Annotated in this window: 3 protein-coding genes; 2 read left to right on the top strand and 1 reads right to left on the bottom strand. The window is 71.6% G+C overall.

Annotation, left to right across the window (positions count from 1 at the left end):
* Window position 1: 1 nt before the first annotated feature.
* Both ACFYYB_RS36485 and ACFYYB_RS36490 read left to right on the top strand, forming a co-directional pair.
* Complete coding sequence (locus ACFYYB_RS36485; protein WP_389441747.1) at window positions 2-16,513, top strand: type I polyketide synthase; 16,512 nt, start codon at window positions 2-4, stop codon at window positions 16,511-16,513.
* A gap of 135 nt (window positions 16,514-16,648) precedes the next feature.
* Window positions 16,649-17,566 carry a proline iminopeptidase-family hydrolase gene (locus ACFYYB_RS36490; RefSeq protein ID WP_389441750.1) on the top strand — a complete coding sequence of 306 codons (918 nt, stop codon included), beginning with the start codon at window positions 16,649-16,651 and terminating at the stop codon, window positions 17,564-17,566.
* A 105-nt stretch (window positions 17,567-17,671) separates the two neighbouring features.
* On the opposite strand, the gene ACFYYB_RS36495 is transcribed toward ACFYYB_RS36490, so the two are convergent.
* The gene (locus ACFYYB_RS36495; protein ID WP_389441752.1) at window positions 17,672-18,430 is read right to left on the bottom strand and encodes a thioesterase II family protein; all 759 of its coding nucleotides are present in this window, start codon (window positions 18,428-18,430) and stop codon (window positions 17,672-17,674) included.
* Window positions 18,431-18,461: the final 31 nt, after the last annotated feature.

Genomic DNA, 18,461 nt, shown 5'->3' on the forward strand with positions numbered 1-18,461 from the left:
AATGGCCAGCTCTGACCAGAAGCTTGTCGAGGCTCTTCGGTCGTCGCTGAAGGAGACCGATCGGCTGCGCGCGCAGAACCGCAAACTCACCGCGGCTGCCCGTGAACCGATCGCGATCGTGGCGATGGCGTGCCGCTACCCCGGCGGCGTGGAGACTCCGGAGGACCTCTGGGAGCTGGTCGCCGACGGTGTGGACGGGATCTCCGAGTTCCCGTCCGACCGCGGCTGGGACACCGAGCGGATCTACGACCCGAGCGGCGAGGGCGAGAACACCAGCTACATCCGCGAGGGCGGGTTCCTGCACTCGGTGGCGGACTTCGACCCGGCGTTCTTCGGGATCAGCCCGAACGAGGCGCTGATGATGGATCCCCAGCAGCGGCTGCTGCTGGAGACGTCGTGGGAGGCCCTGGAGCGGGCGGGCATCGATCCCGTCTCGCTGCGGGGCAGCTCGACCGGCGTGTTCGCGGGCATGATGTACCACGACTATCCGGCCAACGCGAGCACCGGATCGATCGCCTCGGGCCGCATCTCGTACGCCCTCGGTCTCGAGGGCCCCTCCGTCACCGTGGACACCGCCTGCTCGTCCTCGCTGGTCGCCCTGCACTCCGCCATCCAGTCCCTGCGATCGGGGGAGTGCTCGCTGGCACTGGTCGGCGGTGTGGCCGTCATGGCGAGCCCCGAGACCTTCATCGAGTTCAGCCGGCAGCGCGGCCTCTCCCACGCGGCCCGCTGCAAGTCCTTCGCGGCCGGTGCCGACGGCACGGTGTGGGGTGAGGGTGCCGGCATGCTGCTCGTGGAGCGGCTGTCGGACGCCCGCCGCAACGGGCATCCGGTGCTGGCGGTCGTACGGGGTTCCGCTGTCAACCAGGACGGTGCGAGCAACGGCCTGACGGCTCCCAACGGACCGGCCCAGCGCCGAGTCATCAAGGCCGCGCTCGCGTCCGCGAGTCTGTCGACGGCGGATGTCGACCTGGTCGAGGCGCACGGTACCGGTACCACGCTCGGTGACCCGATCGAGGCGCAGGCGCTGCTGGCCACCTACGGTCAGGGCCGTCCCGAGGGTCAGCCGCTGTGGCTGGGCTCGCTGAAGTCCAACATCGGTCACACCCAGGCTGCCGCGGGTGTTGCGGGGATCATCAAGGTCGTCGAGGCGATGCGTCACGGCGTCTTGCCGAAGAGCCTGCACCTCGATGGCGATGAGCCCTCGCACCAGGTGGACTGGGAGGCGGGTGACATCGAGCTGTTGTCGGAGGCGCGGGAGTGGCCGGAGTTGGGGCGTCCGCGCCGGGCCGGTGTCTCTTCGTTCGGCATCAGTGGTACCAACGCCCACGTCATCATCGAGCAGGTCGTGGAGGAGGAGCCCGTCGCGGAAGCGGCCGAGGAGGCTCCCGCTCCGGCCGCCGTGCCGTGGTTGCTGTCAGCGGCCTCCGCCGAGGGCCTGGCGGCCCAGGCGGAGCGGCTGCTCGCACACGTCGAGGGGCGCGAGACACTGACACCGCTCGACGTCTCCTACTCGCTGACGACCGGGCGCACCCTGCACGACCACCGTGCGGTGGTGGTCGGCCAGAACCGTGAGGAACTCCTGCACGGCCTTGCGGCGGTCGCCGAAGGCCGCGGTCCGGTCGCTGCGAGGACGTCCAAGGGTCGTGCGGCCTTCTTGTTCACGGGGCAGGGTGCGCAGCGGATCGGCATGGGTCGTGAGCTGCATGCGGCGTTCCCGGTGTTCGCTGAGGCTTTCGATGCGGTTGTCGCTGAGCTTGACGGTCACCTGTCGCGTCCGTTGCGTGAGGTGGTGTGGGGTGAGGACGCGGATGCGCTGAACCAGACGGAGTTCTCGCAGCCGGCCTTGTTCGCTATTGAGGTGGCTCTGTTCCGGCTGCTCGAGGGCTGGGGTGTGCGTCCGGACTTCCTGGCCGGTCACTCGGTGGGTGAGCTGGCCGCTGCCCACGTGGCGGGGGTGTTCTCTCTGGAGGATGCGGCCCGTCTGGTGGCGGCTCGCGGTCGTCTCATGCAGGCTCTGCCGTCCGGCGGTGCGATGGTCGCGATCCAGGCGACGGAGGAGGAAGTCCTCCCGCACCTGACCGAGGGCGTGTCTATCGCCGCGGTCAACGGGCCGTCGTCCGTGGTGGTCTCCGGCGATGAGGCCGCGGCGCTGGCTATCGGTGAGCACTTCGCCTCGGAAGGTCGCAAGACCAGCCGTCTGAAGGTGTCGCACGCGTTCCACTCGCCGTTGATGGAGCCGATGCTCGAGGAGTTCCGTACGGTCGCGGAGAGCCTGACCTACGGTCAGCCGACCGTCCCGGTGGTCTCGAATGTGACGGGAACGCTCGCGGGTGAGGAGCTGTCCACTGCGGAGTACTGGGTGAGTCATGTTCGTGAGGCGGTCCGCTTCTCGGACGGTATTCGCTTCCTGGAGAGCGAGGGAGTCTCCCGTTTCCTCGAGCTGGGTCCTGACGGTGTGCTGTCCGCGATGGCGCAGCAGTCCCTTGATGGCGAGAGTGTTCTGACGGTTCCGGCGGTCCGTAAGGACCGGCCGGAGGCCCCGGCATTGCTGACGGCCCTGGGCCAGCTGCACGTGCGCGGCACGACGGTCGACTGGTCTGCCCTCTTCACCGGTACGGGCGCCCGCCGCATCGACCTCCCCACCTACGCCTTCCAACGGACCCGCTACTGGCTGCACACCCTCGAGTACTTGGCCGAGTCCTGGCTCGGCACCGAACTCGGCGGCAATCCCGCCTCCATGGGCCTCACCGCCGTGGAGCACCCCGTGCTCGGCGGTGTCGTCACCCTCCCCGAGACCGACGGGCTCGTTTTCACCGCCCGCCTCGGCCTCGACACCCATGCCTGGATCGCCGACCACCACGTACTCGGCTCCGTTCTGCTGCCGGGCACCGGTTTCGTCGAGCTGGCGCTGCGCGCCGGTGACCACGTCGGCTGCGACGTCCTGGAAGAGCTCACCCTCCAAGCGCCGCTGATCCTGACCTCCGAGACCGGCGTCGTCCTGCGGGTGACCGTCGGCGGGCCGGACCCGTCCGGCCGCCGCCCGCTGAGCATTCACTCCCGCGAGGAGTCCGAGGACGCCCCGTGGACGCTGCACGCCGAGGGCCTGGTCGGCACCGGCGCGCAGGCTGCCCCGTTCGACTTCACCCAGTGGCCCCCCACCGGCGCCACCGCCGTGGACGTCGAGGACGCGTACACCCGGCTGCGTGAGCGCGGTTACGGCTACGGCCCGGTCTTCCAGGGCCTCAAAGCCGCCTGGCAGCGTGGCGAGGAGCTGTTCGCCGAGGTCCGGCTGCCCGAAGTCGCCCACGATGACGCGGCCCGCTTCGGCCTGCACCCCGCCCTGCTCGACGCCGCGATGCACGCGGCCCTGCTCGAGGAGGAGGCGAGCGGCGACGAGACCCTGCTGCCCTTTTCCTGGAACGGCGTCTCCCTGCACGCCGTCGGGGCGACGTCCCTGCGGATGCGCATGGCCTCGGCCGGCTCCGACGCCGTGACGCTCGCCGCCGCCGACGAGGCAGGCCGGCCCGTGGTCCACGTCGAGGCCCTGGTCTCCCGGCCGGTCTCCTCCGAGCAGCTGGAACTCGCCCGCTCGGCTGCCCGCCAGCAGCACCTGTTCCGCATCGACTGGACCCTGCTGCCGGCCACTGGTGGCTCCACCGCCGACGTGGTCGTCCACGACGGCCTCGCCGCCGTCGCCGCAGCGCTCGACTCCGGTGAGACCCTCCCGGAGACCGTCGTCTGGCAGCCCGTGGCACCGGGTGCGGACGTCCTCGCGGACGTGCGTTCCGTCGCCTACGAGACCCTCGCCGCCGTTCAGTCCTGGCTCGCCGACGAGCGCTACGCTTCCCGCCGCCTCGCCGTCCTCACCCGCGGCGCTGTTGCCGTGGCCGATACCGAGGACATCGACACCGTCCTCGCACCCGTGTGGGGTCTGCTGCGTGCCGCACAGGCCGAGAACCCCGGCCGCTTCCTCCTCGTCGACACCGACGGCTCCGAAGAGTCCGGCCGCGCCCTCGGCGCCGCCCTCGATCGCGGCGAGCCGGAGATCGCGCTGCGCGGCTGCGAGATACGGGCGCCCCGCCTGGCACGGGCCTCGATCGCGGTACCGCAGGAGGGCGCCACCGCGCTCAATCCCGAGGGCACGGTGCTGGTCACCGGTGGTACGGGTGGTCTGGGCGCGCTGGTGGCCCGTCACCTCGTCACCGAGCACGGCGTCGGGCACCTGCTGCTCACGAGCCGCCGCGGTCTCGACGCCCCCGGCGCCGCCGAGCTGCAGGCCGAGCTCGCCGAACTGGGCGCCCGGGCCACCATCGCGGCCTGCGACGTCTCCGACCGCGACAGCCTCGCCACCCTGCTGGCCGGCATCGACCCCGACCACCCGCTCACCGCCGTCGTGCACGCCGCAGGCGTCGCGTACAACGGTGTCGTCACCGGCCTGACCGAGGACGAGTTCGAGGCCGTACTCGCGCCGAAGGCCGACGCGGCCTGGCACCTGCACGAGCTCACCCGCGAACTCGACCTGTCCGCCTTCGTGCTGTTCTCCTCCGCCGGCGGCACGATCTTCGCCGCCGGACAGGCGGCCTACGCCACCGCCAACGTCTTCCTGGACGCCCTGGCCGTCCACCGCCGGGCCGCCGGCCTGCCGGCCACCTCACTCGAATACGGGCTGTGGGGCGTGGACGCGGGCCTCGGCGCGTACCTCGGCGAGGCCGACATCATCCGCCTCAAGCGGCAGGGATTCCCGCCCATCACCGCGGAGGAGGGCCTGTCCGCCGTCGACGCGGCCCTGTTCGAGTCCCCGGCCTCTCCCGCCGTCCTCGTGGCCCTGCGCATCGACACCACCGCACTGCGCGCCCGCGCCGGCGACCTCCACTCCCTGCTGCGCGGCTTGGTGCGGACCCCCGTACGCCAGGCGGCGAGCGGCCAGGGCGAGGCCGGCGCCTCGGCCCTGGCCGGCCGGCTCGCCGGCCGGAGCGCCGACGACCGGACCCGCGTACTGCTGGACCTGGTCCGCGGGCACGTCGCGAACCTGCTCGGGTACCCGTCCGGCGACGCCATCGAACCGGACCGCGCATTCCAGGAGCTCGGCTTCGACTCCCTCGCCGCAGTCGAACTGCGCAACGTGCTCAACGCGGAAACCGGCCTTCGCCTGCCCGCCACCCTCCTGTTCGACTACCCGAACGCCCAGGCCGTCGCCCAGCACATCGACGAGGAATTCGAGGGCACCGACGAGTCCTCCGCCGCAGGCCTCGTGCCCGTCGGCGTACGCAATGACGACGAGCCGATCGCGATCGTGTCGATGGCCTGCCGCTACCCCGGCGGCGTCGCGTCACCCGAGGACCTGTGGAAGCTCGTCGCGGGTGGCATCGACGCCATCGCGGACTTCCCGGCCGACCGCGGTTGGGACCCGGACGTCTACGACCCCGAGCCCGGAAAGCCCGGCAAGTCGTACGTGAACCAGGGCGGGTTCCTGCACGACGCGGCCGACTTCGACGCCGGCTTCTTCGGGATCTCGCCCAGCGAGGCCCTGGCGATGGACCCGCAGCAGCGGCTCCTGCTGGAAGCCTCCTGGGAAGCGCTGGAGCGTGCCGGCATCGACCCCGACGCGCTGCGCGGGAGCTCGACCGGCGTGTTCGCCGGACTGATGTACCACGACTACGGGATGGGCCACGGCGGCGGCAGCACCAGTGGCGGCAGCCTCGTCTCCGGCCGCATCGCCTACACCCTCGGGCTCGAGGGCCCGGCGGTCACCGTCGACACGGCGTGCTCGTCCTCACTCGTCGCCCTGCACTGGGCGATCCAGGCCCTGCGCGCCGGGGAGTGCTCGATGGCGCTCGCCGGCGGTGTGGCCGTCATGGCCACACCGGAGATGCTCGTCGAGTTCAGCCGCCAGCTCGGACTGGCCCCGAACGGCCGCTCCAAGTCCTTCGCGGACGCGGCGGACGGCACGGGCTGGAGCGAGGGTGTCGGCATTCTGCTCGTGGAGCGGCTGTCGGACGCCCGTCGCAACGGGCATCCGGTGCTGGCGGTCGTACGGGGTTCCGCCGTCAACCAGGACGGTGCGAGCAACGGCTTCTTCGCACCCAATGGTCCTTCGCAGCGCCGTGTCATCCGGCAGGCGTTGGCCTCGGCCGGGCTTTCCACGGCGGATGTCGACCTGGTCGAGGCCCACGGTACCGGTACGACGCTCGGTGACCCGATCGAGGCGCAGGCGCTGCTGGCCACCTACGGCCAGGGCCGTCCCGAGGGTCAGCCGCTGTGGCTGGGCTCCCTGAAGTCCAACATCGGTCACGCCCAGGCGGCCGCCGGTGTCGCGGGGATCATCAAGGTCGTCGAGGCGATGCGCCACGGCGTCCTGCCCAAGACCCTGCACGTCGACGCGCCCTCGGAGCAGGTGGACTGGGAGGCGGGTGACGTCGAGCTGTTGTCGGAGGCGCGGGAGTGGCCGGAGCTGGGGCGTCCGCGCCGGGCCGGTGTCTCCTCGTTCGGCATCAGCGGCACCAACGTTCACGTGATCCTCGAGCATGTTGCCGATGCCGAGCCGGCTCCCGTCGAGACCCCGGCCACGGGCGTGACGCCGTGGATCCTCTCCGCCAAGACCGCCGAGGGCTTGGCGGCCCAGGCGGAGCGGCTGCTGGCACACGTCGAGGGGCGCGAGGCACTGACACCGCTGGACGTGGCGTTCTCGCTCGTGTCGAGCCGGTCGTTGCTTGATCACCGTGCGGTGGTGGTCGGTGAGGACCGTGCGGAGCTGGTCCGTGGTCTGGCGGCGGTGGCCGCCGGGCGCGGCGCGGTCTCGGCCCGCCGTTCGACCGGTCGTGCGGCGTTCTTGTTCACGGGTCAGGGTGCGCAGCGGATCGGTATGGGGCGTGAGCTGCATGCGGCGTTCCCGGTGTTCGCTGAGGCGTTCGATGCGGTTACGGCTGAGCTCGACGGGCATTTGTCGCGTCCGTTGCGTGAGGTGGTGTGGGGTGAGGATGCGGATGCGCTGAACCAGACGGAGTTCTCGCAGCCGGCCCTGTTCGCCATTGAGGTGGCTCTGTTCCGGCTGGTGGAGGGCTGGGGCGTTCGTCCGGACTTCCTGGCCGGTCACTCGGTGGGTGAGCTGGCCGCTGCCCACGTGTCGGGGGTCCTGACGCTGGAGGATGCGGCCCGTCTGGTGGCGGCTCGCGGTCGTCTCATGCAGGCGCTGCCGTCGGGTGGTGCGATGGTCGCGATCCAGGCGACGGAGGAGGAAGTCCTCCCGCACCTGACCGAGGGCGTGTCGATCGCCGCCGTGAACGGGCCGTCTTCGGTGGTGGTTTCCGGTGACGAGGCAGAGGTTCTTTCGATCCGGGCGCATTTCGAGGCGGAGGGTCGTAAGACCAGCCGTCTGAAGGTCAGCCACGCGTTCCACTCGCCTCTGATGGAGCCGATGCTCGAGGAGTTCCGCACGGTCGCGGAGGGCCTGAGTTACGGCACTGCGCGGATTCCGGTGGTCTCGAACGTGACGGGCACGCTCGCTGGTGAGGAGCTGTCCACTTCGGAGTACTGGGTCCGTCACGTCCGTGAGGCGGTCCGTTTCTCGGACGGTGTCCGTTTCCTGGAGAGCGAGGGAGTCTCCCGGTTCCTCGAGCTGGGTCCTGACGGTGTGCTGTCCGCGATGGCGCAGCAGTCCCTGAACGGTGAAAGCGTTCTGACGGTTCCGGCGGTCCGTAAGGACCGGCCGGAGGCCCCGGCATTGCTGACGGCCCTGGGCCAGCTGCACGTGCGCGGCACGACGGTCGACTGGTCTGCTCTCTTCGCCGGTACGGGTGCCCGTCGCATCGACCTCCCCACCTACGCCTTCCAGCGGACCCGCTACTGGCAGGACTCCCTTCCCGGTGGCACCGCCGACCTCGGCGCGGCCGGCCTCGAGCCGGTCGACCACCCGATCCTCAGCGCCGCACTCGCCTCGCCCGAGAACGACTCCGTCGTCCTCACCGGTCGCCTCGCGGCCGGCACGCAGCGCTGGCTGACGGACCACGAGGTGCTGGGCAATCTCCTGCTGCCGGGCACGGCGTTCGTCGAACTGGCCGTACGCGCCGGCGATCAGGTCGGCTGCGGACGGGTGGAGGAGCTGACGCTGCACGCGCCGCTCGTCCTGCCCGCGCGCGGCGGTGTCGCCCTTCAGGTCGCCGTCGGAGCCCCTGACGCCTCCGGCGCGCGGAGCCTGGGCATCCACTCCCGCTCCGAGGAGGCGCAGGATGCCGAACTGCCATGGACACTGCACGCCACGGGTGTGCTCACCGCGCCGGCGGACTCCCCCTCGTTCGACCTCGCGGCCTGGCCGCCCGCGGCCGCAACACCGATCGACGTCGAAGGCGCGTACGCATGGCTGCGTGAGTCCGGATACCACTACGGCCCGGTCTTCCAGGGCCTCAAGGCCGCCTGGCGCGACGGCGACGAGCTGTTCGCCGAAGTCGAGCTGCCCGAGTCCGCCCACGGCGACGCGGCGAAGTTCGGCCTGCACCCGGCCCTGCTGGACGCCGCCCTGCACGTGAACCTCGTCGCCGCTGACAGTGAGGACGACCGCACACTGGTCCCGTTCGCATGGAACGGCGTCGAACTGCACTCGGTGGGCGGAACCGCTCTGCGCGTCCGCGTCTCCCCCCAGGAGACGGACGGCCCCGGCACCGGCACCGCGCTCTTCGTCGCGGACCGGACCGGCCGGCCCGTCCTCACGGTGTCCTCACTGGTGGCCCGAGAGGTCTCCGCCCAGCAGCTCGCCGCCACTGGCAGCGACCGGATCCAGGGTTCCTACGAGGTCCGGTGGGCCCGGGTTCCCGTCACCGCGGCGGACGGCTCCCAGGAGTCCGGCTGGGGCGTGATCGGCCCCGACGGCGACCTCGTCGACGGCTTCCGGGGCACCCGGTACGCGGACCTGGCGGCCCTGACCGACCGGGTCGACGCGGGAGCTTCCGCCCCCGAGCGGGTGCTCTACCCGATCTCCGTGCGCGCCGAGGGCGACGCGGTCGCCGGCATGCGCGACGGCGTCCACCGTGCGCTGGACGTCGTACAGAACTGGCTTGCGGACGAGCGGTTCGCCGATTCCCAGCTGGTGGTGGTGACCCGCAACGCGGCGCTCACCGGCACCGAGGGAGAGGCGGACGGCATCTGCGTGGACGCCCTGTCCGTGGCCGCCGTACGCGGTCTGGTGCGGGCCGCCCAGAGCGAGAACCCCGACCGCTTCGCGCTCGTGGACACGGACGGCTCGGCCGAGTCGCTCCAGGTGCTGGCGGCCGTCGTGGCCGGCGGTGAGTCCGATGTGGCGCTGCGGGCGGGCACGGTGCTCGTGCCGCGCTTGGCGAAGGCGGCCCCCGCCGCCCCCGATGTCGCCTTCGACGCCGAGGGCACGGTGCTGGTCACCGGTGGCACGGGTGGTCTGGGCGCGCTGTTCGCCCGGCATCTCGTGTCCGAGTACGGGGTGCGGCATCTGGTGTTGACCAGTCGCCGCGGTCTCGACGCTCCCGGCGCCGCCGAACTGCGGTCCGAGCTCGTCGAGTTGGGTGCGCAGGTCACGGTTGTGGCGTGTGACGTTTCCGACCGTGAGGCGCTGGCGGAGGTCCTGGCGGCGGTGCCGGCGGAGCATCCGCTGACCGGTGTCGTCCACTCGGCCGGTGTTCTGGACGACGGTGTCGTCGGTGCTCTGACGCCGGAGCGTTTCGACACGGTGCTGGCGCCGAAGGCCGACGCGGCCTGGCACCTGCACGAGCTCACCCGTGACGCCGACCTGTCCGCCTTCGTCGTCTTCTCCTCCATCGCCGGCACCTTCGGCGGCGCCGGACAGGCCAACTACACGGCGGCCAACGGCTTCCTCGACACCCTCGCCGCCCAGCGTCGGACAGCCGGCCTGCCCGCCGTCTCCATGGCCTGGGGCCTGTGGGACACCGGCTTCGGCATGGGCGGCGAGCTGGACGCCGCCGCCGTGGCCCGGCTCAAGCGCCAGGGCTTCCCCCCGCTCTCCGTCGACGAGGGCCTCGCGCTCTTCGACCGCGCACTCGGATCCCCGACCCCGCACGTCGTGCTCCTCCAGCTCGACCTGGCCGCCCTGCGCGCCCAGGCCACGTCCGGATTCGTCCTGCCGATCCTGCGCGGCCTGGTCCGGACCCCGGTCCGTCAGGCGGCCCGCTCCGGCAGTGACGAGTCCTCGCTCGGCGCACGTCTCGCGGCTCTGCCGGCCGACGAACGCGGACGACTGCTGCTGGACCTCGTACGGGCCCAGGTCGCCGAGGTGCTCGGCCACGCGTCGGCCGACGCGGTCGAGGCCGGACGAGCCTTCAACGAGCTGGGCTTCGACTCCCTCGCGGCCGTCGAACTGCGCAACCGCCTCAACGAGGTCTCCGGCCTGCGCCTCTCTCCGACGCTGGTCTTCGACTACCCGACTTCGGAGTCCGTCGCCGCGCACCTCGCGGCGGAGCTGACCGGAGCCGTCGAAGGGAGCCACATCGCGGCCGCCGCGACGGTGCTGGACGACGACCCGATCGCGATCGTGTCGATGGCCTGCCGCTACCCCGGCGGCGTCGAGACGCCCGAGGACCTGTGGAACCTCGTCGCGAACGGCATCGACGGCGTCACGGAGTTCCCGACCGACCGCGGCTGGGATCCGGACGTCTACGACCCCGAACCGGGCAAGACCAACCGTACGTACACCCGCGAAGGCGGATTCCTGCACGACGCCGCGCACTTCGACCCGGCGTTCTTCGGGATCAGCCCGAACGAGGCCCTCTACATGGACCCGCAGCAGCGCCTGCTGCTGGAGGCCTCGTGGGAGGTGTTCGAGCGGGCGGGCATCGACCCGGCCACGCTGCGGGGCAGCTCCACCGGCGTGTTCGCGGGCATGATGTACCACGACTACGCGGACAACAACAACACCGGTTCGATCGCCTCGGGCCGTCTCTCCTACGTCTTCGGACTCGAGGGCCCGGCGGTCACCATCGACACGGCGTGCTCGTCCTCACTCGTCGCCCTGCACTGGGCGATCCAGGCCCTGCGCTCCGGTGAATGCTCGATGGCGCTCGCCGGCGGTGTGGCCGTCATGGCCACCCCCGATGTCTTCGTCGAGTTCAGCCGCCAGCGCGGACTCGCCCCCGACGGCCGCTGCAAGTCCTTCGGGGCGGGCGCGGACGGCACCGGATGGGGTGAGGGCGTCGGCATGCTGCTCGTGGAACGGCTGTCGGACGCCCGCCGCAACGGCCACCCGATCCTCGCCGTGGTCCGCGGCTCCGCCGTCAACCAGGACGGTGCGAGCAACGGCCTGACGGCTCCCAACGGACCGGCCCAGCGCCGAGTCATCCGGCAGGCACTGGCCTCGGCCGGGCTCTCCACGGCTGATGTCGACCTGGTCGAGGCGCACGGCACCGGCACCACCCTCGGCGACCCGATCGAGGCCCAGGCCCTCCTGGCCACCTACGGTCAGGACCGCCCCGAGGGTCAGCCGCTGTGGCTGGGCTCCCTGAAGTCCAACATCGGCCACACCCAGGCCGCCGCGGGCGTCGCCGGCATCATCAAGGTGATCCAGTCCATGCGGAACGGCGTGATGCCGAAGACGCTGCACCTCGACGAGCCCTCGCCGGCCGTGGACTGGGAGGCGGGCGACATCGAGCTGTTGTCCGAGGCGCGGGAGTGGCCGGAGCTGGGGCGTCCGCGCCGGGCCGGTGTCTCCTCGTTCGGCATCAGTGGCACCAACGCCCACGTCATCATCGAGCAGGTCCCGGAGGACCGCCCGCAGACGGACGCGACGAAGGACAGCGGTCTGGTGCCGTGGCTGGTATCCGCTGCGTCCGCCGAGGGTCTGACGGTCCAGGCGGAGCGGTTGCTCGCACACGTCGAGGCGAACGACGGTCTCGACCCGCTGGATGTGGCGTTCTCCCTGGCGACCGGGCGTACGGTTCATGACCACCGTGCGGTGGTGGTGGGTGAGGACCGTGCGGAGCTGGTCCGTGGTCTGGCGGCGGTGGCCGCCGGACGTGGCGCGGTTTCGGCCCGCCGCTCGACCGGTCGTACGGCGTTCTTGTTCACGGGTCAGGGTGCGCAGCGGATCGGCATGGGGCGTGAGCTGCACGCCGCGTTCCCGGTGTTCGCGGAGGCGTTCGATGCGGTTGTCACTGAGCTCGACGGGCATTTGTCGCGTCCGTTGCGTGAGGTGGTGTGGGGTGAGGATGCGGATGCGCTGAACCAGACGGAGTTCTCGCAGCCGGCCTTGTTCGCTATTGAGGTGGCTCTGTTCCGGCTGGTGGAGGCGTGGGGGGTCCGTCCGGACTTCCTGGCCGGTCACTCGGTTGGTGAGCTGGCCGCGGCCCACGTATCGGGTGTTCTGTCTCTGGAGGATGCGGCCCGTCTGGTGGTGGCTCGCGGTCGTTTGATGCAGGCGCTGCCGTCGGGTGGTGCGATGGTCGCGATCCAGGCGACGGAGGAGGAAGTCCTCCCGCACCTGACCGAGGGCGTGTCGATCGCCGCGGTGAACGGGCCGTCTTCGGTGGTGGTCTCCGGTGACGAGGCAGAGGTTCTCTCGATCCGGGCGCATTTCGAGGCCGAGGGTCGTAAGACCAGCCGTCTGAAGGTGTCGCACGCGTTCCACTCGCCGCTGATGGAACCGATGCTCGAGGAGTTCCGCACGGTCGCGGAGAGCCTGAGTTACGGCACTGCGCGGATTCCGGTGGTCTCGAACGTGACGGGCACCCTCGCCGGCGAAGAGCTGTCCACTCCGGACTACTGGGTCCGCCATGTTCGTGAGGCGGTCCGGTTCTCGGACGGTGTTCGCTTCCTGGAGGCGGAGGGAGTTTCCCGTTTCCTCGAGCTGGGTCCTGACGGTGTGCTGTCCGCGATGGCGCAGCAGTCCCTGGAGGGTGAGAGCGTTCTGACGGTTCCGGCTGTCCGTAAGGACCGGCCGGAGGCTCCGGCGCTGCTGACGGCCCTGGGCCAGCTGCACGTGCGCGGCACGACCGTCGACTGGTCTGCCCTCTTCGCCGGTACGGGCGCCCACCGCATCGACCTTCCCACCTACGCCTTCCAACGCCAGTACTTCTGGCACCTCGGCGACGACCCGGGCACAAGCCCCGGCGCCATGGGGCTCGACTCGATCGACCACCCGCTGCTCAGCGCCGTGGTGGCGCTGCCCGACACCGACGGGTTCGTCTTCACCGGCCGGCTCGCGGTCGGCACCCACCGCTGGGTGGCCGACCACGACGTGCTCGGCAACGTGCTGCTCCCCGGCGCCGCCTTCGTGGACCTGGCACTCGCGGTCGCCGAGCGCGTCGGCTGCGACAGCGTCGAGGAACTGACCCTCCAGGCGCCGATGGTGCTCGGTGACGAGCGCGGTGTCGCCCTCCAGGTCGCCGTCGGCGGCCCGGACGAGTCGGGCGCCCGCAACATCACCGTCCACTCCCGTGTCGAGGGTGTGGACGAGCCGTGGGTCCAGCACGCCGAGGGGCATCTGGGGGTCGGCCGGCGTCCGGCGGCCTCGTACGACTTCTCCCAGTGGCCGCCCGCCGGCGCCAAGGTCGTCGACGTGGACGGCGCGTACGAAACGCTCGTGGAGTACGGCTACAACTACGGCCCGCTGTTCCAGGGCATCCAGGCCGCCTGGCGGCGCGGCGACGAGCTGTTCGCCGAAGCCGCCCTGCCCGAGGACGCGCCCGCCGCGGCCTTCGGGATCGACCCGGCCCTGCTGGACGCGGCCATGCACGTGATGCCGCTGGCCGGCTTGCGCGAGGACGACGAGGGCGGCCAGACCCTGCTGCCGTTCTCCTGGGGCGGTGTGACGCTCCAAGCGGTCGGCGCCCAGGCCGTGCGCGTCCGCATCGCGCCGACCGGCCCGCAGACGGTGACGCTGGAACTGGCCGACCCGTCCGGTGCCCCCGTCGCCCACGTGGCGGCGCTCGACCTGCGCGAGGCGGCCCCGGAGGCCTTCGGAGGCGGCGCACGGCAGGACTCGCTGCTTCGCGTCGACTGGATCGCGGCCCCGGCCTCCGCCGGGGCGGCGACGGGCAGTGTCGCGGTCCTCGGATCGGCGGAACCCGCCGTCGACGGACCGGTCTTCGCCGATGTGGCGGAGTTGGCGGCGGCCATCGCCGACGGCTCCGTCACCGCGCCGGACACCGTGATCGCCCGGATCGGCTCCGGGATCGCCGCCGGGGAGGACGTGCTGTCGGCGGTGCGCTCCCGGACCTTCCGGGCGCTGGAGCTGCTCCAGCAGTGGCTGGCCGACGAGATATTCACATCCTCGACCCTGGCCCTGGTGACGACCGACGCCGCCACCGAGCTCGACCAGGCCCCGGTCTGGGGCCTCGTACGCGCCGCACAGGCCGAGAACCCGGGACGGTTCGTCCTGGTCGACACCGACGGCACCGAGGCGTCCGAGCGACTGCTGGCCGCGGCGGTCGTCGGCGGCGAAACCGAACTGGCGCTGCGCGGAGGCCAGGTTCTGGTGCCGAGGCTGGTCCGGGTGCCCGCACCCGCACCCGCGCAGACCCCGGCGGAACCCGTCTTCGGCTCCGAGGGCACGGTGCTGGTCACCGGTGGTACGGGTGGTCTGGGCGCGCTGGTCGCCCGTCACCTCGTCACCGAGCACGGCGTCGGGCACCTGCTGCTCACGAGCCGCCGCGGTCTCGACGCCCCCGGCGCCGCCGAACTGCAGGCCGAACTCGCCGAACTGGGCGCCCGGGCCACCATCGCGGCCTGCGACGTCTCCGACCGCGACAGCCTCGCCACCCTGCTGGCCGCCATCGACCCCGACCACCCGCTGCGCGGCATCGTCCACGCGGCCGGTACCGCCCACAACGGCCTGGTCCCCTCGCTCACCACGGACCAGTTGGAGGTCTCCCTCAAGCCGAAGGCGGATGCCGTCTGGCACCTGCACGAACTGACGGCCGGCCACGACCTCGCCGCCTTCGTGGTCTTCTCGTCCTCCGGCGGTCTGGTCATGGCCGCCGGCCAGGGCGGATACGCCGCGGCCAACGTCTTCCTGGACGCGTTCGCCGCGCACCGCCGCTCGCTGGGCCTGCCCGCCACCTCACTCGCCTACGGCCTGTGGGACGCGGACACCGGCCTGTCCCAGTGGCTGACCGACGCCGACCGTGAGCGCATGAAGCGTCAGGGTCTGCCCGCACTGCCCGTCGCGGACGGCCTCGCCGCCTTCGACGCGGCACTGACCACCGATCACGCCACCCTCGTACCGCTGAAGGTCGACGCGCAGGGTCTGCGCGGCCGCGGCGCCGGTCTGCCGGCACTGCTGCGCGGGCTGGTGCCCGCCGTCAAGCGGCGGGCCTCGGCGGGCGGCGACGACCCGGGCGCCCTGCGCAGGCAGCTCGCGCCACTGACCGGGGCCGAGCAGGAGCAGCTCCTCGTGGAGCTCGTCGTGCGGCACACGGCGACGGCACTCGGGTACGCGGAAGCCTCGGCCGTCGACCCGGAGCGGGACTTCCTGGAGGCCGGCTTCGACTCGCTGGCCGCGATGGAACTGCGCAACACCCTGACCTCCGCGACCGGACTGCGGCTGCCGCCCATGGTGGTCTTCGACAACAAGAACCCGGCCGGGCTGGCCCGCCGGCTCGTCGAGGACCTGGCCGCCCACCTGGACGGCTCGGCGCCGGCGGCGGAGGCGTCCACGCAGCAGGGCGGGCAGGACCGTCCGGCAGAGACGCTGACCGGACTGTTCCGCAGCGCGGTGCTCTCGGGGAAGGTCGTCGAGGGCTTCGACCTGCTGCGCGCGGTGGGCGCGCTGCGGCCGCGGTTCGACACCGTCGAGGAGCTCGACCACGTGCCGACCGGCGTGAAGCTGGCCGACGGACCGGGCCGGATCCGTCTCATCTGCGTCAGTTCGCCGATGGCCACGGCCGGCCCCCAGCAGCACGCGCGGTTCGCCGCACCGTTCCGCGGCACCCGCAAGGTGAGCGCGCTGCCGACCCAGGGGTTCGCGGCCGGCGAAAGCCTGCCGACCTCGGTTCCCACCGTGACCGAGACCTTCGCGCGCAGCATCCTCGAGACGGCGGAAGGCGAACCGTTCGTGCTGATCGGCTACTCGGCCGGAGGCATCATCGCGCACGAGGTGGCCGCGTACCTGGAGCGGGAGAAGGGAGTCAAGCCCGCCGGCCTCGTCCTCCTCGACACCTACCGGGTGGACACCAACAACGGCGACTCGAACGAGCTGATGAAGCAGCTCGCCATGGCGCTGGTCGGCAAGGACTCGGAGTACGGCATGTTCGACAGCACCGTGCTGTCGGCGATGGCCTGCTACTTCGACCTCGTCCCGAAGATCGAGGTCACCTCTGTGGAGGCGCCGGTGCTGTTCATCGGAGCGGAGAAGCCCTTCATGCCCGGCCCGGACGGCTCCGAGCCCGAGGACGACAGCTGGGCGGCGAAGCCGTGGGAGGCCCACCACACGCACCGGACCCTGCCGACGAACCACTTCACCATGATCGAGCAGGACGCCCCGGTCACGGCCGGTGTCGTCGAGGAGTGGCTCGCCTCGCTCGAGCAGCAGCAGCCGTAGCGCCGTAGCGCCGTAGTGCCTTGGCGCCGTAGGGCCTTGGCACCGCGGCGCCAAAGCAGCCGTATCCGTCAGGCCGGGCGGGCCACCCGCAAGGGATGGCCCGCCCCGCATTCCGTGTCATCGAGAGGTAGCCAGATGCCGCCGGCACGCATCGCCCCTTCCGCCAAGGGAACCGTCCCCTTCGGCCCGTACAAGACCTGGTACCGCGTCACGGGAGACCTGAATTCCGGGCTCCCGGCCCTGGTCGTCGTGCACGGCGGTCCGGGCAGCACCCACGACTACCTGCTGCGGCTCGCCGAACTGTCCGCGCACGGCTGGCCGGTCGTCCACTACGACCAGCTGGGCAACGGCGGATCCACGCATCTGCCGGAGCGCGGCGCGGACTTCTGGACCGTCGACCTCTTTCTGGCCGAGCTGAAGAACCTGGTCGAGGCCCTGGGGATCGCGGACAACTACCTGCTCTTCGGCCAGTCCTGGGGCGGCCTGCTGACCGCGAAGTACGCCTCGGCGCGCCCGGCCGGGCTCAAGGGCCTGGTCATAGCCAACTCGCCGGCCTCGTACCCGCTGTGGCTGGAGGAGATGGAGGTGCTGCGCGCGCGACTGCCCGAGGGGGTCGACGAGACCCTGCGCAGGCACGAGGCGGCCGGTACGACGAACACGGACGAGTACCACGCGGCCGCGCTGCCGTTCTACGAGCGCCACGTGTGCCGTCTCAAGCCGTGGCCGCGAGACTGGCAGGCCACGTTCTACGAGCTCTTCAACGACCCGACCGTGTACTACGCGATGAACGGCCCGAGCGAGTTCCACGTGAACGGAACCCTGAAGGACTGGGGCGTCGTGGACTGCATCGCCGACATCGAGGTGCCGACGCTGGTGATCTCCGGCCGGCACGACGAGGCGACGCCGAGGACGGTGCAGCCGTTCCAGGACCTGATCCCCGACGTGCGGTGGGAAATCCTCGAGGAGTCGAGCCACGTACCGCATCTCGAGGAACCCGAGCGGTTCGACGAGATCATGCTCGACTACCTGAAGCGGGTCGGCTCCGCCTCCTGACGGGCGCGACCACCCGCAAGAGCCGGAGGGGGCGGCCGCCGCGATGTGCGGCAGCCGCCCCCTCCGGCTCTTCCCCTGCTCGATCCGCCGGCCGCCGAGGACCGGCTACCGGCCGCTGAGGACCCGGTTGCGGATGAGCGAGATGACCTCGGCCGCGTGGTCGTTGAGGTAGAAGTGCCCGCCCGGGTACCAGTGGAACGTGACGCCGGCCGCCGTGTGGTCCTGCCAGCCGTCGGCCTCGTGCGCCGTGACCTCGGGGTCGGACTCGCCGTTGAGGACGACCACCGGGCACGCGAGCTGCGGACCCGGCTGGTAGCGGTAGGTCTCCGCCGCCTTGTAATCGGCCCGGATCGCCGGGAGCGCCATGCGGAGCACCTCGTCGTCCGCGAGCACCGCCGCGCCCGTACCACCCATCCGCTTGATGGTGGCGAGCAGCCGCTCGTCGTCGGCGAGGTGCATGAACTCCTTCTCGCGGTGGCGGGAGGGGGCCCGCCGCCCCGAAGCGAACAGGGCCAGCAACTGCGTCCCCTCCGCCTCCAGACGCAGCGCGACCTCGAACGCGAGCGTGGCGCCCAGGCTGTGCCCGAACAACGCCACCGGACGGTCGCACCACGGGCGCAGCTCGTCCGCCATCACGTCCGCCATGCGCCGTACGTCGTCCACGCACGGCTCGTGCCGCCTGTCCTGACGCCCCGGGTACTGGACGGTCGCCACGTCCAGCGCCGGCGACAGCGCCCGCGACACCGGGAAGTAGTAACTGGCGGAGCCTCCCGCGTGAGGGAAGCAGACCAGGCGGGCGGCCGCGTCCTCGGCCGGATGGAACCGGCGCACCCACGCGCTGGTGCTGGTTGTCGCATTGGTCATGAGTGCCCCATGTCTTCGGCTACGTCGCTTC

This window comes from Streptomyces sp. NPDC002886, assembly GCF_042888445.1.
Lineage (GTDB): Bacteria > Actinomycetota > Actinomycetes > Streptomycetales > Streptomycetaceae > Streptomyces.

Bases quoted from the DNA above. Each gene is read 5' to 3' on its own strand.
- ACFYYB_RS36485 (WP_389441747.1), top strand. From the start codon at position 2: ATGGCCAGCTCTGACCAGAAGCTTGTCGAGGCTCTTCGGTCGTCGCTG.
- ACFYYB_RS36495 (WP_389441752.1), bottom strand. From the start codon at position 18,430: ATGACCAATGCGACAACCAGCACCAGCGCGTGGGTGCGCCGGTTCCAT.
- ACFYYB_RS36490 (WP_389441750.1), top strand. From the start codon at position 16,649: ATGCCGCCGGCACGCATCGCCCCTTCCGCCAAGGGAACCGTCCCCTTC.